At 68.5% G+C, this 21,937-nt stretch carries 21 protein-coding genes and 1 tRNA gene; 12 read left to right on the top strand and 10 right to left on the bottom strand.

Translation table 11 applies throughout. From position 1 onward, the window contains the following. Window position 1 precedes the first annotated feature (1 nt). Window positions 2–1,231 carry a dephospho-CoA kinase gene (gene coaE / locus U0R18_RS03510; RefSeq protein WP_526365982.1) on the top strand — a complete coding sequence of 410 codons (1,230 nt, stop codon included), beginning with the start codon at window positions 2–4 and terminating at the stop codon, window positions 1,229–1,231. A gap of 4 nt (window positions 1,232–1,235) precedes the next feature. Here coaE and U0R18_RS03505 read toward each other — a convergent pair whose 3' ends face one another. The 4 genes from U0R18_RS03505 to U0R18_RS03490 form a co-directional block, all read right to left on the bottom strand. Next, window positions 1,236–1,787 (bottom strand): hypothetical protein, encoded by a 552-nt coding sequence (locus tag U0R18_RS03505; RefSeq protein WP_526365980.1) that lies wholly within the window; start codon window positions 1,785–1,787, stop codon window positions 1,236–1,238. 19 nt (window positions 1,788–1,806) lie between these two features. Further along, a complete protein-coding gene (locus tag U0R18_RS03500) occupies window positions 1,807–2,307 on the bottom strand; it encodes a ribonuclease FAU-1 family protein (RefSeq protein WP_526367387.1) in 501 nt (166 codons plus the stop codon). 26 nt (window positions 2,308–2,333) lie between these two features. Continuing rightward, window positions 2,334–2,633, bottom strand: coding sequence for a hypothetical protein (locus U0R18_RS03495; RefSeq protein ID WP_526365978.1), 300 nt, complete (start codon window positions 2,631–2,633; stop codon window positions 2,334–2,336). 87 nt (window positions 2,634–2,720) lie between these two features. Then, entirely contained in the window at window positions 2,721–2,957 is a 237-nt protein-coding gene (locus U0R18_RS03490; RefSeq protein WP_526365976.1) for a hypothetical protein, read from the bottom strand. Window positions 2,958–3,088: 131 nt separating this feature from the next. Here U0R18_RS03490 and uvrB point away from each other — a divergent pair, with 131 nt between their 5' ends. From uvrB to U0R18_RS03470, 4 genes are all read left to right on the top strand, one after another. Next, window positions 3,089–5,257 carry an excinuclease ABC subunit UvrB gene (gene uvrB, locus U0R18_RS03485; RefSeq protein ID WP_526365974.1) on the top strand — a complete coding sequence of 723 codons (2,169 nt, stop codon included), beginning with the start codon at window positions 3,089–3,091 and terminating at the stop codon, window positions 5,255–5,257. 18 nt (window positions 5,258–5,275) lie between these two features. After that, entirely contained in the window at window positions 5,276–6,670 is a 1,395-nt protein-coding gene (locus U0R18_RS03480; RefSeq protein WP_526365972.1) for an MFS transporter, read from the top strand. Window positions 6,671–6,819: 149 nt separating this feature from the next. Next, window positions 6,820–6,890, top strand: a tRNA-Cys gene (locus tag U0R18_RS03475). Window positions 6,891–7,021: 131 nt separating this feature from the next. Continuing rightward, entirely contained in the window at window positions 7,022–7,405 is a 384-nt protein-coding gene (locus U0R18_RS03470) for a nitroreductase/quinone reductase family protein (protein ID WP_526365970.1), read from the top strand. Window positions 7,406–7,427: 22 nt separating this feature from the next. Here the strand turns inward: U0R18_RS03470 and U0R18_RS03465 are convergent, their stop codons facing one another. The 3 genes from U0R18_RS03465 to U0R18_RS03455 form a co-directional block, all read right to left on the bottom strand. Further along, complete coding sequence (locus U0R18_RS03465; RefSeq protein ID WP_526365968.1) at window positions 7,428–8,681, bottom strand: MgtC/SapB family protein; 1,254 nt, start codon at window positions 8,679–8,681, stop codon at window positions 7,428–7,430. Window positions 8,682–8,742: 61 nt separating this feature from the next. Then, a complete protein-coding gene (locus U0R18_RS03460) occupies window positions 8,743–10,110 on the bottom strand; it encodes a wax ester/triacylglycerol synthase domain-containing protein (protein WP_526367385.1) in 1,368 nt (455 codons plus the stop codon). Window positions 10,111–10,208: 98 nt separating this feature from the next. Next, on the bottom strand, window positions 10,209–10,610 hold the full coding sequence (locus U0R18_RS03455) for a phage holin family protein (RefSeq protein ID WP_526365966.1): 402 nt from the start codon (window positions 10,608–10,610) through the stop codon (window positions 10,209–10,211). A gap of 305 nt (window positions 10,611–10,915) precedes the next feature. Between U0R18_RS03455 and U0R18_RS03450 the strand changes: the two genes are divergently transcribed. Further along, entirely contained in the window at window positions 10,916–11,359 is a 444-nt protein-coding gene (locus tag U0R18_RS03450) for a universal stress protein (protein ID WP_526365964.1), read from the top strand. A gap of 69 nt (window positions 11,360–11,428) precedes the next feature. Here U0R18_RS03450 and U0R18_RS03445 read toward each other — a convergent pair whose 3' ends face one another. Beyond that, window positions 11,429–12,106: an MBL fold metallo-hydrolase gene (locus U0R18_RS03445; protein ID WP_526365962.1), complete on the bottom strand. Its 678-nt coding sequence runs from the start codon at window positions 12,104–12,106 to the stop codon at window positions 11,429–11,431. 252 nt (window positions 12,107–12,358) lie between these two features. On the opposite strand from U0R18_RS03445, the gene uvrA reads away from it, so the two are divergent. The 4 genes from uvrA to U0R18_RS03425 all read left to right on the top strand — a co-directional run bounded on the left by uvrA (window position 12,359) and on the right by U0R18_RS03425 (window position 18,835). After that, entirely contained in the window at window positions 12,359–15,268 is a 2,910-nt protein-coding gene (gene uvrA, locus U0R18_RS03440; protein WP_526365960.1) for an excinuclease ABC subunit UvrA, read from the top strand. Window positions 15,269–15,456: 188 nt separating this feature from the next. Further along, entirely contained in the window at window positions 15,457–15,948 is a 492-nt protein-coding gene (locus U0R18_RS03435) for a lipoprotein LpqH (RefSeq protein WP_526365958.1), read from the top strand. Between the two features lie 26 nt (window positions 15,949–15,974). Continuing rightward, window positions 15,975–17,642: a hypothetical protein gene (locus U0R18_RS03430; RefSeq protein WP_526365956.1), complete on the top strand. Its 1,668-nt coding sequence runs from the start codon at window positions 15,975–15,977 to the stop codon at window positions 17,640–17,642. Then, window positions 17,624–18,835 (top strand): CHAT domain-containing protein, encoded by a 1,212-nt coding sequence (locus tag U0R18_RS03425; RefSeq protein WP_526365954.1) that lies wholly within the window; start codon window positions 17,624–17,626, stop codon window positions 18,833–18,835. Before U0R18_RS03430 ends, U0R18_RS03425 begins: the two co-directional genes overlap by 19 nt. Before the next feature lie 3 nt (window positions 18,836–18,838). Here U0R18_RS03425 and U0R18_RS03420 read toward each other — a convergent pair whose 3' ends face one another. Then, window positions 18,839–19,159 (bottom strand): hypothetical protein, encoded by a 321-nt coding sequence (locus U0R18_RS03420; protein ID WP_526365952.1) that lies wholly within the window; start codon window positions 19,157–19,159, stop codon window positions 18,839–18,841. Between U0R18_RS03420 and U0R18_RS03415 the strand changes: the two genes are divergently transcribed. Continuing rightward, window positions 19,158–20,537, top strand: a complete 1,380-nt coding sequence (locus U0R18_RS03415) for a hypothetical protein (protein WP_526365950.1) — start codon at window positions 19,158–19,160, stop codon at window positions 20,535–20,537. The two genes, U0R18_RS03420 and U0R18_RS03415, sit on opposite strands and share 2 nt — an antisense overlap. After that, entirely contained in the window at window positions 20,534–21,640 is a 1,107-nt protein-coding gene (locus tag U0R18_RS03410) for a hypothetical protein (protein ID WP_526365948.1), read from the top strand. Before U0R18_RS03415 ends, U0R18_RS03410 begins: the two co-directional genes overlap by 4 nt. On the opposite strand, the gene U0R18_RS03405 is transcribed toward U0R18_RS03410, so the two are convergent. Next, the gene (locus tag U0R18_RS03405) at window positions 21,634–21,918 is read right to left on the bottom strand and encodes a hypothetical protein (protein ID WP_526365946.1); all 285 of its coding nucleotides are present in this window, start codon (window positions 21,916–21,918) and stop codon (window positions 21,634–21,636) included. The genes U0R18_RS03410 and U0R18_RS03405 overlap by 7 nt on opposite strands. Window positions 21,919–21,937: the final 19 nt, after the last annotated feature.

Genomic DNA, 21,937 nt, shown 5'->3' with positions numbered 1-21,937 from the left:
CATGCTGCGAATCGGACTGAGCGGGGGAATCGGCGCCGGAAAGTCAACGGTGTCGGCCACATTCGCCGAATGCGGCGGCATCGTCGTCGACGGCGACGTCATCGCCCGCGAGGTCGTCGAACCCGGCACGGAGGGGCTGGCCAAGCTGGTCGACGCGTTCGGGCGGGACATCCTGCACCCGGACGGGGCCCTCAACCGGCCCGCGCTGGCCGCCATCGCGTTCAGTGACGACGACAAGCGCGCCACCCTCAACGGGATCGTGCATCCGCTGGTCGCGCACCGTCGGTCGGAACTGATCGCTACGGCCGTTGAGGCCGCGGAATGCCCGGTCATCGTGGAAGATATTCCGCTGCTGGTGGAATCCCAGATGGCGCCGATGTTCCCGTTGGTCATCATGGTTCATGCCGACGAAGAGGTGCGCGTCCGGCGGCTGATCGACCACCGGGGATTCAGCGAGGACGACGCCCGGGCCCGGATCGCCGCGCAGGCCACCGAGGAGCAGCGCCGACTGGTCGCCGACGTGTGGCTGGAGAACTCGGGCAGCGCGGGCGAACTCGTGGAGCCGGCCCGTGACCTGTGGTACCAGCGCATCGTGCCCTTTGCGCACAACGTCCATGCCCGCCAACCCGTGCCCGGATCTGCGGGGCTGGCACCCTATGACCCCGATTGGCCCGAGCAGGCTCGTCGTATCGTCGCGCGCCTCAACACCGCGTGCGGACACCATGCCCTGCGGGTGGACCACATCGGGTCCACCGCGGTGCCGGGTCTGGACGCCAAGGACGTCATCGACATCCAGGTGACCGTGGATTCCCTGGCCACGGCCGACGAACTCGCCGAGGCGCTGCTGGCCGCGGGGTATCCGCGCGTCGAACACATCATCGCCGACGTCCCGAAGCCCGATGGCCGCAGCACCGTCGCCGCATTCGATCACACCGATGACAACCAGTTGTGGAACAAGCGATTTCATGCCTCGGCCGATCCGGGCCGGCCGACCAACATCCATGTGCGGGTGGCGGGTTGGCCCAATCAGCAGTTCGCGCTGCTGTTCACCGCTTGGCTCGTCGCGAACCCGGGGGTGCGCACCGACTATCTGGCCGCCAAGCGCACTGCCGCCGCGGCGCACTCCGATGTCGGGGCATACGCGGCCGCCAAGGAACCCTGGTTCCTCGACGGATACCGGCGGGCCTGGGCGTGGGCGGATGCCACGGGGTGGCAGCCCGCGCAGCACTGAGAGGTCAGGTGCTCGGAGGTTCCGGCGCCGGGGCCGGGGCCACCGGGGCGGCGGGGTCCGCGGGCGTCGCAACGCCGGCGGGCTTGATCAACGGTGCACCGCAGAACAGCTTGCCGTAGTCGGGGTCGTCGTCGGCGTGGGTCAGCCGTGGCCGGATGAACTGGTCGGCCTGCGCCACCACGGCGTCGTCGACGAGGATCTCGCAGTGCAGGTTGGCGCCGTAGGGCCACTGGATCGACACCTGCATGCCGGCCAGGTTCGCGTCGGACAGCACCGACTGGGCCTCGAACACCCGGCCCGGCAGCATCGTCGGATCGGCGCTCTGCACCTGGGTGTCGTTGATCTTGTAGGTGATCAGGGCCCCGCGCGCGACCCCGTCGATCCGCGCCCGATAGGTGATGTTGTGCAGCGGCTGATCCGCGGCATCCGGAGTCGTTCCGGCCCCGTCCGTCGGGGGGGCCGGCTGGGGTTCGGGGTCGGCCGATGCCGTGCCGGCGCACAACGGCGCACAGGCGACGACCAGCGCCGCGGCGGCGGCACGGACAGCGGGATTCACGTTTTCAGACATTACGCCGTTATCGCCAGGACAGGTCCATGCCGTTACCGCACAGCCAGCTCCGTAGGTCGTGGCCGTGGGCGGCCAGCCCGTCGATCGCACCCACCGCGGTGTGGATGGCCCGCTCGGCGGTTTCCGGGGTGATCAGCCCGGCGTGCAGGGCATCGAGGAGTTCGTCGACGTCGAGCAGCTCGGTCCGGTCGCCGGTATGGACGACCAGGTCGAGGTAGTGGTCCTCGGTCTGCCAGATGTCGCCGTCGATGCGGATGTCGCAGACGTCGAGGTAGAAGTCCTGCTCGCGTTCGTGCCCCGGATTCCAGTGGAAGATGCTGACCCGCAGACCCAGGTCGGGCAGCAGCCAGGACTCGAGATAGTGGAACTGGGCGCGGCCCGGCGTCGGCCGGGCCATGTACAGACCCCAGGGATGCGGGGTGTAGACGTCCACCGCGCGCACGATGCCCTTGGGATCGGTGTTGGTGCGCGCGGGAACGTCGAAGGTCTCGCGTTTGGGTGTGTGGATCCCGTCAGTTTAGGCAGAGCTGGGTTTCATGACCGGAAAAGGCGGCGAAGGTCGATCGTCCGCGGGCCCTGGCCGGCGGGCCGGGTGGTGATCCGCAATACGGCACCGAGCACCAGACTCACCCAGAAGGCGGTCCACAGCAGGTCGGCGGCATCGAGCCAGTCGCACTGGTAGGTGACGCGGTTCCGGCCGGTGGCGCAGGACCGGCCCAACCATTCGGCGACCTGGGCTGGACCGGGCCAGAAGATGAGCACCAGGAACAGCAGGCTGGCGGCCAACAGCGCCAGGCCGAGCACGCGCAACGCGATCCGGGCGGGTTCGGGCACGCGGGTGAGCGTACCGGCGGCCCCGCTAGAGAGTGAAGTTGTCGGTGCCCACTGCGGGCACGTTGCCGTGGAGTCGAGCAGCCCGGGCTAGGTGCACGGAATGCCGTGTGGGCCGCCAATCCAATGGCCCGGAGGATCCCAGGGGCAGTAGTCGTGCTTGATCTGCCCGGGCGAAGCCGGTAGCCAATTGGACCAATGGTTGCCGTCCGGCTGCCACGGTTTCCAATTGTCGTCCGCTTGGGCAAGGCCTGCGCCGATGCCCAGGGCCGCTGCACCGAGCGCACCGGCCAACGTCGCCGTTCCGATCAATTTCTTCGAGGTCATGCGGGTCACCTCGTCACCCAGTTTCCAATTGCCTCATGACCAGCTCGCGGTCACTTGATTGCTCCCCAAGCCTACGCGTGCTGTTCGCCGCTCCCGCAGCTGTTGTCGGCACCCCCACCTACTCTGGACACATGGCGTTCGCTACTGAACATCCGGTTGTCGCGCACTCCGAATACCGCGCGGTCGAGGAGCTGGTCCGCAGCGGCGGCCAGTTCGAAGTGGTCAGCGAATACGAGCCGGCCGGCGACCAGCCCGCGGCCATCGCGGACCTCGAGCGGCGGGTCCGGTCGGGGGAGCGCGACATCGTGCTGCTCGGCGCCACCGGGACCGGCAAGTCCGCGACCACCGCCTGGCTCATCGAAAAGCTGCAACGGCCCACCCTGGTCATGGCGCCCAACAAGACGCTGGCCGCCCAGTTGGCCAATGAGCTGCGAGAGATGTTGCCGCACAACGCGGTCGAGTACTTCGTGTCGTACTACGACTACTACCAGCCCGAGGCCTACATCGCGCAGACCGATACCTACATCGAGAAGGACAGCTCCATCAACGACGACGTCGAGCGGCTGCGGCACTCGGCGACCTCGAGTCTGCTGTCCCGGCGTGATGTCGTGGTGGTGGCGTCGGTGTCCTGCATCTACGGCCTGGGCACGCCGCAGTCCTACCTCGATCGTTCGGTGGAACTCAACGTCGGTGACGAGGTGCCCCGGGACGGGCTGCTGAGACTGCTGGTGGATGTGCAGTACACGCGCAACGATATGTCGTTCACGCGGGGCTCGTTCCGGGTCCGCGGCGACACCGTCGAGATCATCCCGTCCTACGAGGAACTCGCCGTGCGCATCGAGTACTTCGGCGACGAGATCGAGGCCCTCTACTACCTGCACCCGCTGACCGGCGACGTGGTCCGCAAGGTCGACTCGCTGCGGATCTTCCCGGCCACCCATTACGTCGCGGGGCCCGAACGGATGGCGCACGCCATCTCCACCATCGAGGCCGAGCTCGAGGCCCGGCTGTCGGAATTGGAGAACCAGGGCAAGCTGCTGGAGGCCCAGCGGCTGCGGATGCGGACCAACTACGACATCGAGATGATGCGTCAGGTCGGGTTCTGCTCGGGCATCGAGAATTACTCGCGGCACATCGACGGCCGGCCGGCCGGGTCGGCGCCGGCAACGCTGCTGGACTACTTCCCGGAGGACTTCCTGCTCGTCATCGACGAGTCGCACGTCACGGTGCCGCAGATCGGCGGGATGTACGAGGGCGACATGTCCCGCAAGCGCAACCTGGTGGACTTCGGCTTCCGGCTGCCGTCGGCCGTCGACAATCGGCCGCTGACCTGGGAGGAGTTCGCCGACCGGGTGGGCCAGACGGTGTACCTGTCGGCCACCCCCGGGCCCTATGAGCTCAGTCAGTCCGGTGGCGAGTTCGTCGAGCAGGTCATCCGTCCGACCGGGTTGGTCGACCCGATGGTGGTGGTGAAGCCGACCAAGGGCCAGATCGACGATCTGATCGGCGAGATCCGGATCCGCGCCGAACGCGACGAGCGCGTCCTGGTGACCACCTTGACCAAGAAGATGGCCGAGGACCTCACCGACTACCTGCTCGAGATGGGCATTCGGGTTCGGTACCTGCATTCCGAGGTCGACACCCTGCGGCGGGTGGAGCTGTTGCGGCAGTTGCGGCTCGGCGACTACGACGTCCTGGTCGGCATCAACCTGCTGCGTGAGGGTCTGGATCTGCCGGAGGTGTCGCTGGTGGCGATACTCGACGCCGACAAGGAGGGGTTCCTGCGCTCGCCGCGCAGCCTGATCCAGACCATCGGCCGCGCCGCCCGCAACGTCTCCGGCGAAGTGCACATGTACGCCGACAAGATCACCGACTCGATGAAGGAGGCCATCGACGAGACCGAGCGGCGCCGAGCCAAACAGATTGCCTACAACGAGGAGCACGGCATCGACCCGCAGCCGCTGCGGAAGAAGATCGCCGACATCCTGGATCAGGTCTACCGGGAGGCCGGCGATACCGAAGCTTCCGAGGCCGTCGCTGTCGGCGGATCCGGGCGGAACTCGTCACGGGGCCGGCGCGCCCAGGGCGAACCGGGCCGGTCGGTCAGCGCCGGGGTGTTCGAGGGCCGGGACACCAAGAGTATGCCGCGGGCCGAACTGGCGGACCTGATCAAGGACATGACCGAGCAGATGATGACGGCCGCCCGCGACCTCCAGTTCGAACTGGCCGCCCGGATCCGCGACGAGATCGCCGATCTGAAGAAGGAACTCCGCGGGATGGATGCCGCCGGGCTGAAATAGCGCATTAGCGTTGGACCGGTGACGGAGTCCGGTACGCAGGCGGGGTCTTGGCGGGATCTGCTGGGTGGCCGGTACCTGGGCACGTCGACGGTCCTGGCCGGTGGCGTCGCGCTGTATGCCACCAACGAGTTCCTGACGATCAGCCTGCTGCCCAGTGCGGTCGCCGAGATCGGCGGGCAACGGTTCTACGCCTGGGTCACCACGGTGTACCTGGTGGCCTCGGTGGTGGCGGCCATGACGGTCAGCGCGCTGCTGGTCCGGCTGGCACCGCGCGGGGCGTACCTTGCGAGCGCTGCCGCATTCGGGGTGGGCAGCGTCATGTGCGCGCTGGCGCCGTCGATGGAGATCCTGCTCGTCGGTCGGGTGGTACAAGGTGCTGCCGGCGGGGTGCTCGCCGGGCTCGGCTACGCTGTCATCAATTCCGCACTGCCGCAACGGTTGTGGACCCGGGCCTCGGCGCTGGTATCGGCGATGTGGGGAGTGGGCACCGTGGTGGGCCCGGCCGGTGGGGGATTGTTCGCGCAATTCGGCTCATGGCGGTGGGCATTCGGCGCGCTGGCGCTCCTCACGGTCGCGATCGCAGCGCTCGTGCCCGTCGCCCTGCCGGCCCGAACGGGTGAAGATGCTCAGCGCACCGGCTGGAACGTCCCGGTCCGGTCGCTGTTGCTGCTGGGCGGCGCCGCGATGTCGGTCAGTGCCGCCGGTATCCCCGACGACGTGAAGGTCTCGGGTGCACTGCTGGCAGTCGGGGCGGTATTGGTCGCCCTTTTCCTGCGGGTGGATCGCCGTCCCGGGGCATCGGTGTTGCCGCCCAGCGCATTCGGGCCGGGACCGTTGAAGTGGATCTACCTCACGCTGGGTCTGTTGATGGCAGCGACGATGGCCGACATGTACGTGCCGCTGTTCGGGCAGCGACTCGCCCACCTGGTGCCCGTGGCCGCCGGGTTCCTGGGCGTCGCCCTGTCGGTGGGCTGGACGGTCAGCGAGATCGCCAGTGCGTCGGTGAGTGGAACGCGCGTTACCGCGCGCATCGTCGCGGTTGCCCCGTTGGTGATGGCCGTCGGCCTGGCGCTGGCCGCCGTGAGCCAGATCGACGGGGCTTCGCTGAGCGTGGTGGCGGTGTGGGTGGTCGCGCTGTTCGTCGCCGGTTGCGGGATCGGGATGGCCTGGCCGCACCTATCGGCCTGGGCGATGGGCGATGTGGCCGACCCCGCCGAGGGTGGTGTCGCCGCGGCGGCGATCAACACGGTGCAGTTGATGTGCGGTGCGTTCGGCGCCGGCCTGGCCGGTGTGGTGGTCAACGTCAACGGGCATGGTGACGCCAGCGCGGCCCGCTGGATGTTCGGTCTGTTCGCGGGGCTGGCGGCGCTGACGGGCGTCGCGTCCTACCGGGCCTCCCGCGCCCGCCACTGACCGCGCTCTCCCGACCGCGAGCGTCCGTGTTTGCACGGCGCCACGCCGCTCCTGGTGTACAAATGCGGACGCCCGCGCGCAGGACTGTCTGAATCCCGGCGATCGCAACCCTTCGGGGGCCTCGCTCCGCGTGGCATGGTCGTATCAACGCGGGTGTGGCCGAGAGGATAGGCACCGGCCTGCAAAGCCGTTCACGCGGGTTCGAATCCCGCCACTCGCTCGGATATGTTGGTACACGTCAGATGTTGGTAGCGGGGATGGTCGACGAAGTGAAGTGTCCGAAAGCCAAGGGCCACTTCGAGTTGCGTCGAGACATCGGCGGCACCAGCGGGAACTGCAATGGGGCGGTGAATGTCTGGATTTCGCGACAAGATTGTCAACCTCTTCCAGCGGCGGTTGGCGAATCCCATCACCAAACTCAATCCCGGTCAGACCTTGCTGGAGACGACCGGCCGCAAGTCGGGCGAGCCGCGTCGCACCGCTGTGGGCGGACGCCGCGTCGGAGACCAGTTCTGGTTGGTGGCGGAGTTCGGTGAAGGCGCACAGTATGTGAAGAACATCCGGGCAAACCCCAGGGTCCGGCTGCGGCTTCGGGGCCATTGGTTGACGGGCACCGCACACCCCGTTCCCGAGGATGATCCGGTCGCACGGCTGGAACAGCTTCCGGCCTTCAATAGCTTTGGCGTGCGGACCTTCGGCTCGGATCTGCTCAGCATCCGGATCGACCTGGACTGAGGTTCGTCGCCACACGTCGCCGTTACGGGGCGGCGATCATCGCGGCCATCGCCACACCAAAGACGATCGCCGGCGCGGCCATGCAGCTCAGGAATCCGAGTCCGAATCGCCGGCCGCCGGCGGTGAAGGCCAGCACGATCTTGACGAGCAGGTTGGAGCCCAGTGCGGCAGCGATCGCAACCAGGGCGGTATCGACGGTGATGTCTCCCTTGGCGGCCAGGCTCGCGGCCGCCACCGAGCCGGCATGAGCATCGGCCAGGCCCGAGGCGAATGCGGCCAACACCGCGCCCCTGGCGCCGAAAACATCAGCGCCCCAACGGGCTACGAAGAGGGCGAAGGTCAGCACCGCCGCCAGGGTGAGAGCAGGCCGCAGAGCGAACGGACGCCCTGAGGGCGTCGCGTCGGTTGCGCTGTCATCAGCGGTGTCCTCGGTCGGGCGATGTGCGTCCCGGGCAACGAACACGGAGATCCCGACGAGCACCGCCGCTCCGGCGACCACCGGTGGCCACAGGAGGCGCAGGACGTCGACGTCGACGACGGCGATGACGACGAGCAGCTGGATGAACGTGGCAAGGCTGGCGAGCAGTGCGCCGGCGAGCGGCGGCCGACGACTCGTGGCTGTACGGCTCAGGCGAGCCATCGACGCGGTGGTCGCGCTGGCCGAGACGAACCCGCCGGCCAGGCCGGTGACGAGAAGACCCCGTTCACGGCCGAGCGCCCGAACGCCGATGTAACCGAACCAGCCGATGCCGGTCAGCAGAACAACGAGCAACCACACCTTCGAGGGATTGAGCACACCGTATGGGCCGAGATTCCGATCCGGCAGCAGCGGCAGGATCACGAACGCCACCACCAGGAAGCGGATGGCGTCCTCGACCTCGACCTCGCTGACGACCTCGCGGGCGAAGTGGTGGATCCGCGCCTTCGACACGAGCAGGCCCGCGACGACCACGGCGAGGGCCACGGCCAATGCGGGGCGGGTGAGGGCCAGGGCGCCGAGCAGATAGGCGACCAGGGCGGCGATGGCCGTGGTGATTCCCGCGTCCTCGGCGCTGGTGCGGAAGTACGACAACGCCACCAACGCGCTCACGCCGACAAGGCCCGCCACCATCACCCACTCGTCGAAGCTCGCCGAAACCACGCCCGCCAGCGACAGCAACGCGAACGAGCGCGATCCGGCCGGGATCTTGCGGATGTGACTGCGTTCGCGTTCGAGGCCGATCAGCAACCCGATGGCCAGCGCCACCAGGAAGGGCTGGATCTGCTGCCAATTCATCGGGACTCCTTATACGCAGACCAGGCTGTGTCAGAGCGTATGTCGGCGACCCGCCACTGGCTCACTCACCGGCCAGCGCCAGCACCTCGTCGAATCCGGCGCTGAGGCATTCCTGGAGCAGGTCGTGGTCGGGGATGGCTGCGGTGTCGACGTTGATGCCCACCGCGCAGGTGTCCACGTACGTCAGGAGCGTGACGTTGAGCGCCGATCCGATGGTGGGTCCGAACGCGTACTGGGCGCGTACCGTCGCGCCGCCGAGGAAGACCGGCACCGGCACCCCCGGAACGTCGCTGGCGACGAAGTCGACGTTGCGCAGGATCGAGCCGATATACCAGCGCGGCATGAGGTTCAGCGCGCCGGCGATGGTCTGCGTCAGCGGCAGCGACGGTTCGTCACGCACCCGGCTGGTGCGTTCATGGATCGCCGCGATGCGTTGCGCGGGATCGGCGACGCCCACCGGCACATCGAAACGCATGAGCGTTATCCTGTTGCCGCCCATCGGATCTGACTCATGACGCAGATTGATCGGCATGCTCAGGTGCAGGTCGCCCACCGCGCAGCCGTGCTTCTCGTGGTAGAGCCGCAGCCCACCGGCGACACCGGCCACGAACGCGTCGTTGAGCGCCCCTCCGGCGCGGTGCGCCGCCTCACGCAGCCCCGCCTTGGGTACATCGAGCACCGCCAGCCGGCGGGTCAGATCACGCTCGGTCATCAGCCCCGAGCCGGTGCGGTTCACCGGCCGAACGGTCCGGTAGACCGACGCCGCGGTGGCCGTGACCGATCCGATCGTGCCGAGCGGACTGCGCAGACCGCCGGCCAGCACGGTGGGCACGGCGCGGATGCCGCCGCTCACCGCGCGGCCGACCAGGCCGAGGTTGTAGCGCAGGGCGTCCCGGTACCCCGCAAGTGCGCCGGGCCGCGCCGCCGCAGGCGGGTCGGGTAGTGGTTCCCGCCGGCGCGGAGTGGCCGACAGGTCGAACAGCGTCAGCCCGATCTGGACACCGCCGACACCGTCGGTCAGCGCGTGGTGCACCTTGCACAGCAGGGCCGACCCGCCGTTCTCCAGGCCGTCCACCAGGGTGGCCTGCCACATCGGCCGGGCGGGATCGAACGCCTCCATCTGGGCCAGCCGCGCCATCTCGAGCACGCCCTCGAACGTGGCGGGCTCCGGGGCGCCGACGCGCCGTACGTGGTAGTCGAGGTCGAAATCGACAACCGGTTCCCACCGCGGTGGCGTACCACCCGGGGTGGATACCACCCGCTGCCGGAACATCGGCAGGGTCCGGCTGACGGCGTCGAACCTCTCGCGGAGAACGTCCCAGTCGGGGGTGCCGTCCATCATCAGGACGGTCACGATGGTGGACCGCAGTCGCGGATCGCTCTCCATCTGATAGGTGAAAGCGTCACTGTTGCGCATGAATTCGGCCATGTCGGCCTCCTTGCCACTCATCGTCCAACCTAGGAGCGTGGCCGGGCACGGGTGACGATTCCGCGCGGAGTCAGGACTTTCGCTGCGCAGCGAGGGACTTAATGCCTGGCGCTACCGACGGTGTCGCGGATCAGAATTCCCAGCGCCCAGCCGACGAGTGACAGGACAATGGCGCCCCAGATTGCCGTCCACCAGAACTTGTCGATGAACAGGCCCCAGTGTGTGACGTGATCGGTGATCCAGGAGGTGATCCACAACATGAGCGCGTTGATGACGATGTGCACCAGGCCCAGCGTCAGGATGTAGAGCGGTATCGCCAGAATCTGCACGATCGGCTTGATGACGGCGTTGACCAATCCGAAGATCACCGCGACCACCAGGACGATGCCGATCCGCTGCAGCGTGTTGGCGCCACCGACGATGTCGATACCCGGCACGATCAGCGTCACGAGCCAGAGCGCGAGGCCCGTGAACGCGGTGCGGATGAGGAACGGTCCCATGTTGATGATCTTGACATGCGGCGGTCCGGTAGTGCGGGAAATCAGCAACGACTCCTGTTGTCGGGCACTGGTTTTCCAGCCCTGTGACGATGCCGACATTGCCGGCGGGGATGAGCGCTGGATCAACGGGATGGGCGGATGTCGGCAAACTCACCTGCGACGTTTCCGTGCTGGTGAGGGGGCCGAGCGCCACTTCAGCGCCTTAACGGCGCGGCGATTCCTGCCCGATTGTGACCCAACGTCACGTGGCTACGGGTTACTGTCTCGGATGACGCTGGATCACCGATGAACTGTGGAGGGCATGGATGAGCAGCTACAAGACCGTGGTGGTTGGTACGGACGGCTCTGACTCGTCGCTGCGTGCTGTCGACCGAGCCGGCGCACTCGCTTCCGGTCCCGACGCCAAGGTTATCGTGGCAACGGCCTACTTCCCGTCGACCGACGACTCGCGTGCTGCCGACGTCCTCAAGGACGAGGGCTACAAGATGGCGGGCAATGCGCCGATCTACGCGATCCTGCGTGAGGCCAAGGACCGGGCCAAGGCGGCCGGCGCCGCCAATATCGAGGAGAAGGCGATCGTCGGCGCGCCGGTCGATGCGCTGGTCGATCTCGCCGAAGAAGTGAACGCCGATCTGCTGGTGGTCGGAAACGTCGGCCTGAGCACCATCGCCGGGCGGCTGCTCGGCTCGGTGCCGGCCAACGTCGCGCGTCGATCCAAGATCGACGTGCTGATCGTGCACACCACCTAGATCACCGACGCAGCGGTCGTCGCCGGGCCTCGTGCTCGCGGAACAACGCCGCTCGCCGAACCCGGCGAACTACCAGCCGCGTTCGCGCCACTCCTGCAAGTGGGGCCGCTCGGCGCCGAGCGTGGTGTCGTCGCCGTGGCCGGGATAGACCACGGTCGAATCGTCGTAGACGTCGAACACCCGGCTGGACACGTCGCCGAGTAACCGCTCGAAATCGCCGTCCTGCCAGGTCTTGCCGACCCCGCCCGGGAACAGGCAGTCCCCGGTGAAGAGCTGCGTCACGCCGCCGGTGGCCTCGCCGGACAGCGCGAGCGCCACCGAACCCGGGGTGTGCCCGCGCAGGTGGATGACGTCGAACTCGAGATCACCCACGGTGACGGTGTCGCCACCGGCGAGCAGTCGGTCCGGGGCGACCGGCAGGGGCTCGGCATCCAGTGCGTGGGCGGCGGTGGGCGCGCCCGTCGCCGCGGCGAGCGCCTCCAGCGCCTGCCAGTGGTCGAAGTGCTGATGCGTGGTCAGGATCAACGACACGTTCGGGGCGTGATCGCGGACCACCTCGGCCAGGGTGTCGGCGTCGTTGGCGGCGTCGATCAGCAGTGACTCTCCGGTGCGGGAACACGTCACCAGGTATGCGTTGTTGTCCATCGGGCCGACCGACACCTTCACGATCGAGGCGCCGGGCAAGGTGCGCCGCGCGCCGGAGCCCGCTTCGACGTGGCCGGTGTAGTCGTCATCGATCACAGTCATGCCGGTCACGTTACTGCCCGGCGAGGACTCGTCGGTTCTGGATTGACGCGCTCCTCACCGCCTCGTGCCTCGGCGGCTCGTCGACTTGTCGGTTCTGGATTGACGCGCTCCTCACCGCCGCGTGCCTCGGCGGCTCGTCGACTTGTCGGTACCGGCGAATAGCATGGACCACGTCGTCTGTGGAGCACACCGCAGGCGATCGCAAAGTTGCAGGTGGAGCCCTCGTGGATGGGCTCGGTGAGGGTTGATTACGTGGCTGACCGCCTGATCGTCAAGGGTGCGCGCGAGCACAATCTGCGTGGCATCGACCTCGATCTTCCGCGCGACTCGCTGATCGTGTTCACCGGGTTGTCGGGCTCGGGGAAGTCGTCCCTGGCATTCGACACCATCTTCGCCGAGGGGCAGCGGCGCTACGTCGAGTCACTGTCCGCGTACGCGCGGCAGTTCCTGGGCCAGATGGACAAGCCCGACGTCGACTTCATCGAGGGGCTCTCGCCGGCGGTGTCCATCGACCAGAAATCCACCAACCGCAACCCGCGTTCGACGGTCGGCACCATCACCGAGGTCTATGACTACCTGCGTCTGCTGTATGCGCGGGCGGGCACGCCGCATTGCCCGGTCTGTGGCGAGCGGATCGCCAGGCAGACACCGCAGCAGATCGTCGATCAGGTGCTCGCGATGGAGGAGGGCACCCGCTTCCAGGTGCTGGCTCCCGTGGTGCGGACCCGCAAGGGCGAGTTCGTCGACCTGTTCGACAAGCTCAACACCCAGGGCTACAGCCGGGTGCGCGTCGACGGCGTGGTGCATTCGCTGACCGACCCCCCGAAGCTCAAGAAGCAGGAGAAACACGACATCGAGGTGGTCGTCGACCGCCTGACCGTCAAGGCCACCGCCAAGCAGCGGCTCACCGATTCGGTGGAAACCGCGCTGAACCTCGCCGACGGCATCGTGGTGCTCGAATTCGTCGATCGCGACGACGACCATCCCAATCGGGAGCAGCGCTTCTCCGAAAAGCTGGCCTGTCCCAACGCGCATCCGCTGGCCGTCGACGACCTCGAACCCCGATCGTTCTCGTTCAATTCGCCCTACGGCGCCTGCCCGGAGTGCGTCGGCCTGGGCATCCGCAAGGAGGTCGACCCGGATCTGGTGGTGCCCGATCCCGAGTTGACGCTCGCCGAAGGTGCCGTGGCGCCGTGGTCGATGGGGCAGAGCGCCGAATACTTCACCCGGATGCTGGCGGGCCTCGGCGATGCGCTCGGATTCGACGTCGACACGCCCTGGAACAAGTTGCCGGCCAAGGCGCGCAGGGCGATTCTCGAAGGCTCCGATCAGCAGGTCCACGTCCGCTACAAGAACCGGTACGGCCGGGTGCGGTCCTACTACGCGGACTTCGAAGGTGTGCTGGCGTTCCTGGAACGCAAGATCGAGCAGACCGAGTCGGAGTTGATGAAGGAGCGCTACGAGGGCTTCATGCGCGACGTGCCGTGCCCGGTCTGCCAGGGCACCAGGCTCAAGCCGGAAATCCTGGCGGTCACCCTCGCTGCCGGCGAGCGCGGCGCGAAGTCCATCGCCGAGGTGTGTGCGCTGTCCATCTCGGACTGCTCGGACTTCCTCAATGCCCTCACCCTCGGTTCCCGCGAACAGGCGATCGCCGGGCAGGTCCTCAAAGAGGTGCAGTCACGGCTGGGCTTCCTGCTCGACGTCGGCCTCGAGTACCTGTCGCTCGAACGTGCCGCAGGCACGCTGTCCGGCGGCGAGGCCCAGCGCATCCGGCTGGCCACCCAGATCGGCTCGGGGCTGGTGGGCGTGCTGTACGTGCTCGACGAGCCGTCGATCGGTCTGCATCAACGTGACAACCGCCGGCTCATCGAAACCCTCACGCGGCTCAGGGATCTCGGCAACACCCTGATCGTCGTCGAACACGACGAGGACACCATCGCGCACTCGGACTGGGTGGTCGACATTGGCCCGGCGGCCGGTGAGCACGGCGGAACCGTCGTACACAGCGGGCCGTATGCCGACCTGTTGCGCAACAAGGACTCCATCACCGGCGCGTATCTGTCCGGTCGGCAGAGCATCGAGACGCCCGACATGCGCCGGGTGGCCGACCGGCGCCGGCAGCTGACCGTGGTCGGTGCCCGCGAGCACAACCTGCGCGACATCGACGTCGCGTTCCCGCTGGGGGTGCTGACGGCGGTGACCGGGGTGTCCGGTTCGGGTAAGTCGACCCTGGTCAACGACATCCTGGCGGCCGTGCTGGCCAACAAGCTCAATGGTGCCCGGCAGGTCCCGGGACGGCACACCCGGATCACGGGGCTGGACCACGTCGACAAGCTGGTGCGCGTCGACCAGTCACCGATCGGGCGCACCCCGCGGTCCAATCCGGCCACCTACACCGGGGTGTTCGACAAGATCCGCACGCTGTTCGCCGCCACCACCGAGGCCAAGGTGCGCGGGTACCAGCCGGGCCGATTCTCGTTCAATGTCAAGGGCGGACGCTGCGAGGCCTGTTCGGGCGACGGCACCATCAAGATCGAGATGAACTTCCTGCCGGATGTCTACGTGCCGTGCGAGGTCTGCCAGGGTGCCCGCTACAACCGCGAGACGCTCGAGGTCCACTACAAGGGCAAGACCATCTCCGAGGTCCTCGACATGTCGATCGAGGAGGCCGCCGAGTTCTTCGAACCGATCAGCGGGATCCACCGCTACTTGAAGACCCTGGTCGACGTCGGGCTGGGGTACGTCCGGCTCGGCCAGCCCGCGCCGACGCTGTCCGGCGGTGAGGCGCAGCGTGTGAAGCTGGCCGCCGAATTGCAGAAGCGTTCGACCGGCCGAACGGTGTACATCCTCGACGAACCCACCACCGGCTTGCACTTCGAGGACATCCGCAAGCTGCTGAAGGTCATCAACGGCCTTGTCGACAAAGGTAATTCGGTCATCGTCATCGAACACAACCTGGATGTCATCAAGACCTCCGACTGGGTCATCGACATGGGTCCCGAAGGTGGCGCCGGCGGCGGCACCGTCGTCGCGCAGGGCACTCCGGAGGACGTGGCGAACACGCCGGAGAGCTACACCGGCAAGTTCCTGGCCGAGATCCTGGCCGGCAGTGCGCCGCAGCCCACCAAGCGGCCGGCGCGCAAGCGCAAGGCGTCCGCCTGAGACAGCACTGACCACTACCCGGCGGACTTCGACAGCGGCGACGGGAAGCGGGGCTTGACGCGCACCCCGCCGAGCCAGCGAACCGTACCCCCGGGCGCCGACGAAATTTGGGATCGGTAGCGACGGCGGCCGTCTTGACTTCATTTCGACGACGCCAGCGAGGCGACGCACGAACGAAGGGACTATCGATGAAGCGAGTTGTCGCAGGTGTGATCGGACTGGCCGCGGGCGCCGCACTGATGGTGGGCTGCTCCGACGACAGCGGGAAGAGCGCGGGGCAGAACTCACCGTCCGCGGCCGCCAGCCCCCAGGTGTCCAGCGGCGGCAAGACGGCGGTCAAGGTCGATGGCGCCGACCTGCAGGGGCTCGATCTGAACTCGGTGACCTGCGTCAAGCAGGGCGGCAAGATCAATGTCGGCAGCGCCGCGATCGGCGGCCAGCAGGGGCTGGGTGTCGTGATGACCGACGAAGCCACCCCGGTGGTGCAGTCGCTCGGCATGGTGTTCGACGGCAACGCGCTGGCGGTCACCAACATGAACGGCGCCAGCGTCGGATCCGCCAAGGTCGCCGTCGACGGCAGCACCTACACGATCACCGGTGAGGCCACCGGGGCCGACATGAAGAACCCGATGGCCGGCATGATCACCAAGCCCTTCACCATCACGGTGACCTGCAGCTGACCAGGGGGAGGGGGAGAGCGGCGGGCGTGCCCAGCGCGCCCGCCGCTTTCTATGATTACGCGGTGGCGATCGACCCGGGAGTCGCGAGCGATCTGGCGCGGGCGCGCCACCTCGCGCTGGCTGCCGACGAAGGCGCGGCCAAGGAACTGCTGCTGTCGCTGATGCCGACGATCGAGCAGGCCGACCGCGACGACCTGATGCTCGAGGTGTTGGCCCAGCTCGGCGAGATCTATCTGGTCCGAACGGCATACGACGGGGTGACCGAAAGCATGAAACGCATCCGCGACTGCCTCGACACCTACCGCTGGATTCGGGCCGGGCAGCGGCCGGACCTGGCCCGGCAGGTCACCTTGTCCGACGCCGAGATCGACCAGATGCTTTCTCGCTACACCCGTCGCGCACTGTTCCTGCAGATCGGGCTGGCCGCCGCGAACGGCGAACATGAGGCGGCCGAATCGGGCCTGCTCGAGCTGATCGATCACCCCTCGGAAGCGGCGGGGCTGAATGACGAGCACCGGCACCTGGTGACCCACGCGCGAATCCTGTGCGCCGTCGCACTGTGTGACGATGACCTGCACGTCCAGTCGATCCCGCTGTGGGAGAAGGTGTTCGACGCGCTCGACGGACCCGGCGACGGTTCCGAGGACGACGATTCCCTCCGTGTGCTGGCCGGCACGGGATACGGGCGGTTCTGCGTGGAGACCGGCCGCCTTGGCGAGGCCGAGCCCTGGCTGCGTCGGGCCGAAGCCAGAGCCCGGGCGCGCGGTTGGGCCCTGGCCACCTCGCGCACCCAGCTGGAGCGGGCCACCGCCGCGTGGTCGGCGGGCGACCGGGCCGCCGCCCAGGAGCTGGTGCACGCGGCCTATCCGTCGATCGCCGAACATGCACGCGCGCATGATGTCTCGCGATGCTGGCTGTACTTCGGACTCATCAGCATCTCGGTCGATGCGCTCGATGATGCCGACGAGCGCCTCGGTCACGCCGAACGGCACTGGCGTGAACTCGGCCGTCCGCTGCACATCCACCGGATCCTCTTGCAGCGCAGCTGGGTCGACATCCTGCGCGGCGACTTCACCGCCGCGCGTACCCGGGTGGACGCGGCCCGGCAACTGCTCGACGAATGGCCCCGGCACAGCTGGCTGCAATATGCCCGGCTCGACGATCACCTCGGATCGATTCTGCGGGCCGAGGCGCTTGCCGACCCCGGTGCCGCGGACCGGAAGTTCGCCCAAGCGGCCGAACTGAAGATCCCCGCCGCACTTGCCGTCGATTCCGTGCGGTACGCGATCGGCGACGCGGACGCGCGGATGCGCTGGGCTGCCCACGTCTCGGCACGCATCCTGGCCGGGGCCTTCGCGGTGGCCTGGGAGTGGGGGAACACCGCCGTCGTGCGCGAACTCGTCGAATACCATTGTGCACGAGGCACATTCAACGCCCCGGAAGCGCTGGTGAGCGCTGACTGGGCCGACACCGCAACCGCCGCCGTCCCGGTCGACGAGACCGGCGAATACGCGCTGGTGGCCTCCGGTCACGGCTCCGTGGCGGCCGGGCCGCTCACCAGCTTGGGGGCGCTGCCGCCACTGCAGATGGATCCCGGTGCCGCGGCCGTCCTGGGCCACTACCGCGAGTTGGCCACGCAGCGCTACGGCCGCCAGGTCACCGCCGACAGCCCCGCGTGGCCGACATGGCCGTGACCGCACCGCCGACGCTCGTGTTGCGCTTCGCCGACGTCGGCGTCGCCGTCTATGCCAGCCTGCGGATCGTCGGCGTGCCCGGTTCCACCGTCACCTGGGTGATCGAGAACGCCGAACTGACCGCGCTCGGCGATCTGCTGGCCGACGCGATCCCGGATCCCCGCACTGCCGAGAGCCCGCGGGCTGCGGTCGAGCGTGCACTTACGACCGGCTCGCTGGCCACCCCGGACGCCGAGCAGCGCCTGGCCGGACAACTCGGTGACCGGCTGATCCCGTCGGCGGGCTGGGAGCTGATCGCCGCCAGTGCAGGTGACGAGCTGCCCACGCTGTTCGTCACTCCAGCCGCGCGATTGGCCCAGGTGCCGTGGTCGCTACTGTCGGCGCCCGGAGACCAGCGTCGGTTGATCGAGCTCGCCGACGTCCTGATGGCTGCGCCGGCGAATATCGCGAACTCTGCGCGGACGCCGAGCGTCGCGGCGGGCGGGGCAGCGCTGCTGATCCTCGACCCGAGGGTGCCGGGGCAGCGTCCGGACTCTGCGCTTGGTTCGGTGCTGGGCCGGCCCGACCCGGACAGCCCGCTGACCCGGTATTTCGCCGCGTTGTTGGCCGAGGGCAGCGTCCTGCCCGAGGTCGCGTCGGCCGTCGAGCTGTTCCGCAACGCCGATGCCGACCGGGGCTGGCTGGTGACCCAGCTGAATCGGCGCCCGGCCCGGTTGTTGTTCGTCGGACACGCGACCGCCGCCGAGGGCGCGGTCGGATACGCCGATCGCGCGGCGGTACACCTCGCCGACGCCGTACCACTGTCAGCGGCCGACCTGATGGCGGCGCGGCTGCCGATCCCGCCACGCGCCGCGCTGCTGGCCTGCTCCTCGGGCGGGGACTATCGCTTCGATGAGGCGACAGGATTGGTGGCCGCACTGATCCTGGGCGGTGCGGTGCTGGTGACCGCCACGCTGTGGTCGTTGCCCACCACCGCCGGCTACCGCCAATTCCGCAGTGCGGCAGATGGATTCGCAGACCCCATGGCTGAAACGGTCATTGCCGTCGACACGGCACACCGTGCGCGGGATGCCGGACGCGCCGTCAGTGGGTGGCAGCGGGACCAGTTACGTCGTTGGCGCAGCGGCGATGTCGCCGCCAGTCCGCTGTGGTGGGCTGCGCTGGCGACCTTCGCGGTGGACGGTGCCCGGTGATCCTCACCGCCCCGGCACGCGTACTGCGACCGATGATTCGTCCCCGGGCCGGTAGTAGGTGTCGATGATGCTGCCGGGGATGAAGGAGCTCAGCACCGCCTCGGGGATCAGCGTTGACTCCCGGGCCGGAAATTGTCCCCCCTCGGGCCTGCTGACCATGATGTCGAGCTCGACCCCGTGGAGGTCCTGGTCGAACTCACCGGTGAGGCGCAGTGCCACCACCACGCCGCGGGACCTGACGACGGTGGTGCTGGGCACCAGCAGCACCACCGCGGTGCCGGCGAACAGGAAGCCGAAGAACAGCAGCGAGAACAGACTGGGCATGTCAGCACCGTGGCGGAACCGGACCGCTACCGAACCCAACTTCTATCCTGTTCGGGTGAGTGCCGGACCCGGAACGGCGGTCGCCGTGCGGCCCCGCCGCGCGGTGATCGAGCACGCGTGGCGTGCCATCGGCCCCGGTGTCGAGGTGCTCAGTACCGATGACGGTGGCCCGCTGACGCGCACCGTCAAGCGGATCATCGATCCGCTGGTGCTGCGGCTGCGGTCCAACACCCGGTTCTCGGTCCCGTTCGTGTCCGTCGACGTCGCCGCGCAGATGCACGATCTCATCGTGGGGCAGACCGCGACGCTGCAGGCCACCGCGCAGTGGTTCGATCTGCTCAAGCGGGAACGTCGCCGATTGCGGATCACCACCGGCAATGCCCAGGAGCTGTACTTCCCGGTCTGCTATGAGCTCGCGCTCCTCGAAGGCCCACCGGCGCAACAGGACCGGGCCACAGCCGAACGGCACCTGCGCGCTGTGCACGCCGACCGCGACCGCACGGCGATCGAAGTGCTCAACCGATATCTGGCCGACGAGGCCGCCGTCGCCGCGCTGGCGGAGCAGCTGGCGCACAGCTGGCAGGACGTGCGGGCCGGCACCGGGATGACCGGGCCGTTCCTGGCCGGCCTGACCACGGCACTCGGCCCGACCGACGGGCACAACGCCGCCGCGGCGCGGCAACGGGTCTGGTCGGCGCTCGTTGCCGATGCCACGCCGTACAACCTCGGGGCGGCCGCCCACCACGACGGTTCGGGTCTGCCCTGGTCGATCGTCGAGATCGGCCTCAGTTCGGTCGAGCCGCAACGTCCCCCGGTCGTCATCGACACCGGCGGCGGGTCTGCGGCCGTCGGCGACCGCCCGCTGGACCGCAGCGTGATCGACCGGGTCCGATCCACCCTGCGCCGCGCGATGGACCGCGACGAACTGCCCGACGTGCCGACGCTGTGTGCAGAGGAGACCGATCGCGCGTGTGCACCCTGGGGCCTGCTGGCCGAGGACAAGCAGGCGACGTTGATCGCGGGCATCGAGGTTGCCGTGGACCTGGCGCCGCTCGACGGCGGCGCATCGACCCGGTACCAGCTGTCCGCCCGGATCCAGGCGCGGCTGCGGAAGGAGGCTTATGTGCTGCACGCGCGGCGCTACCTGGCCGGCACGGCCGCCGCCCACCCGCATCAGCAGCACGTCATCGACGAGCTGGCGGCTTTTCGCCGGCCCTACCTGAGCAGGTTGTGGGCGCGGCTGCACGGCCGCGATGTGTGGCAGGAGCCGTGCACGGACCTTGATGACGTACGCGCGCTCCTCGACGGGGTCGCCCGGTCGGTGAGTCTTGATCACCGACAGCGCATCAAGTCAATGCTCGAGGGGCTCCCGGCATGAGATTCTTCGCCGACTCCGGGCTGTGGAGCACCGGGCCCACTGCGGCACCCGACCCGTTGACCGCAGTGATCGAGCTCGCCGGCGCGGTCCTGTCGTGGACGATCGACGAGGCGCATCCCGACACGAATTCCGTTGCGCGCCTATCGATCACCGACATCACCTGCGTCGACTGGCTGTGGCGGCTGGTGGGTGAGGCCGGCCACGCGGCGATCGTCGCGGCGCTGGCCACCGACACGGTTCCGATGGGGGAGCGCGACGTGCCGGAGGTGGGGTTCATCGCCGGCGCGCTGGATCCGCTGTGGCGACTGGCGCTCGGCCACTGGTTGCGGCGTTGGTGGCCGGCGAGCCAGCGCGACGGCATTGCCGAACTCGACGGCGCACTCCTCGACGGCGAGCTCGCACTGTTGACCGCCGCCGCCGAGGACTATTTCGGGGACGGGACCCTGGACTCCGAGTTCACCACACTGCTGCGGCCGCACACCGTCGCGCTGGCCACGCTGCGGCAGGCGGGTGATCGGCGCGTGGCCGATCTGGTCGAGGCGTGCGCAGAGCTCGCGCAGGACAACGGCGTCGCCGTCGGTGCCGCGGTCGCCCCGGCCACTCTGCGGCGTCGCGACGACTACGCCCTGGCGGCGGGTCCGGGCAGCATCGACTCGTCCGGGCCGGGCATCGCGACGGGAGTGCGATCACTGAGTTGGGCGGGCGTGCCTCCGGGGGTCTTCGATGCGGCCGAGGACACCGTCGATTGGCGGATCGCCGTCGACGGTGGGGCTGTCAGCGCCGTGGTCGGCGTGGGATTGTCGGGCGCCGTCTCGCCGCAGGGCGTCGCGGTCGCGGTGCGCTCCGGCGCATTGCACGGCGCCGGTGAACTCGACGCCGGCGGCCGGGCAGTGCTGGAGCTGCTGGACGGGGCGAACGCACCGGTCACGGAATCGGCTGCCTGGAACCATGATTGGCGCACTGTCGAGGTGATGGTGGGGGCTGGTGTCGACGAGTCCGCGGAGGTGCGGGGTCGGGTCCGAGCCTTCGCGCGGGCACGGTTGCGGCGACCGGGTGCCGATGCCTTCCTGGCCGAGGTACTCGCGGCCGAATCGGACTACTGATCGGAACGCATGGACTCCCGGATCTGCGCGAGCCGTTCGGCGGCGGCCTTCTGCCTGGCCTCGTACTGTTCCTCGATGTTGTGCCCCTCGGGCGTATCGGCCGCGAGTTCGTGCGCACCGATCGCCGTTCCGTACCGGGTCTCGATCTTCTCGCGCACCGAGTCGAAGGTGGGCACGCCGTCGGGGGTATAGCCGACGTCCTCGACCGGTGGAACCGGGGCGGCGCCGGACGGCGGAGGTCCGGGCTCGGGTGTGGGCGCGTTCGTTTCGTCGGCCATTCCGCCACGGTACCGCCGA

This window comes from Mycobacterium sp. (assembly GCF_046330795.1).
GTDB lineage: Bacteria > Actinomycetota > Actinomycetes > Mycobacteriales > Mycobacteriaceae > Mycobacterium.
Note: the sequence above shows the minus strand (reverse complement) of the source record. Positions and strands in the feature narration are given on the sequence as shown.

What these genes read in the sequence shown, in the direction of transcription:
- U0R18_RS03405 (WP_526365946.1), bottom strand. Translation starts at nt 21,918, where the DNA reads ATGGCCGACGAAACGAACGCGCCCACACCCGAGCCCGGACCTCCGCCG.
- coaE (WP_526365982.1), top strand. Translation starts at nt 2, where the DNA reads ATGCTGCGAATCGGACTGAGCGGGGGAATCGGCGCCGGAAAGTCAACG.
- U0R18_RS03455 (WP_526365966.1), bottom strand. Translation starts at nt 10,610, where the DNA reads ATGGGACCGTTCCTCATCCGCACCGCGTTCACGGGCCTCGCGCTCTGG.
- U0R18_RS03410 (WP_526365948.1), top strand. Translation starts at nt 20,534, where the DNA reads ATGAGATTCTTCGCCGACTCCGGGCTGTGGAGCACCGGGCCCACTGCG.
- U0R18_RS03465 (WP_526365968.1), bottom strand. Translation starts at nt 8,681, where the DNA reads ATGAATTGGCAGCAGATCCAGCCCTTCCTGGTGGCGCTGGCCATCGGG.
- U0R18_RS03460 (WP_526367385.1), bottom strand. Translation starts at nt 10,110, where the DNA reads ATGGCCGAATTCATGCGCAACAGTGACGCTTTCACCTATCAGATGGAG.
- U0R18_RS03435 (WP_526365958.1), top strand. Translation starts at nt 15,457, where the DNA reads ATGAAGCGAGTTGTCGCAGGTGTGATCGGACTGGCCGCGGGCGCCGCA.
- U0R18_RS03420 (WP_526365952.1), bottom strand. Translation starts at nt 19,159, where the DNA reads ATGCCCAGTCTGTTCTCGCTGCTGTTCTTCGGCTTCCTGTTCGCCGGC.
- U0R18_RS03450 (WP_526365964.1), top strand. Translation starts at nt 10,916, where the DNA reads ATGAGCAGCTACAAGACCGTGGTGGTTGGTACGGACGGCTCTGACTCG.
- uvrB (WP_526365974.1), top strand. Translation starts at nt 3,089, where the DNA reads ATGGCGTTCGCTACTGAACATCCGGTTGTCGCGCACTCCGAATACCGC.
- U0R18_RS03470 (WP_526365970.1), top strand. Translation starts at nt 7,022, where the DNA reads ATGTCTGGATTTCGCGACAAGATTGTCAACCTCTTCCAGCGGCGGTTG.
- U0R18_RS03415 (WP_526365950.1), top strand. Translation starts at nt 19,158, where the DNA reads ATGTCAGCACCGTGGCGGAACCGGACCGCTACCGAACCCAACTTCTAT.
- U0R18_RS03445 (WP_526365962.1), bottom strand. Translation starts at nt 12,106, where the DNA reads ATGACTGTGATCGATGACGACTACACCGGCCACGTCGAAGCGGGCTCC.
- U0R18_RS03490 (WP_526365976.1), bottom strand. Translation starts at nt 2,957, where the DNA reads ATGACCTCGAAGAAATTGATCGGAACGGCGACGTTGGCCGGTGCGCTC.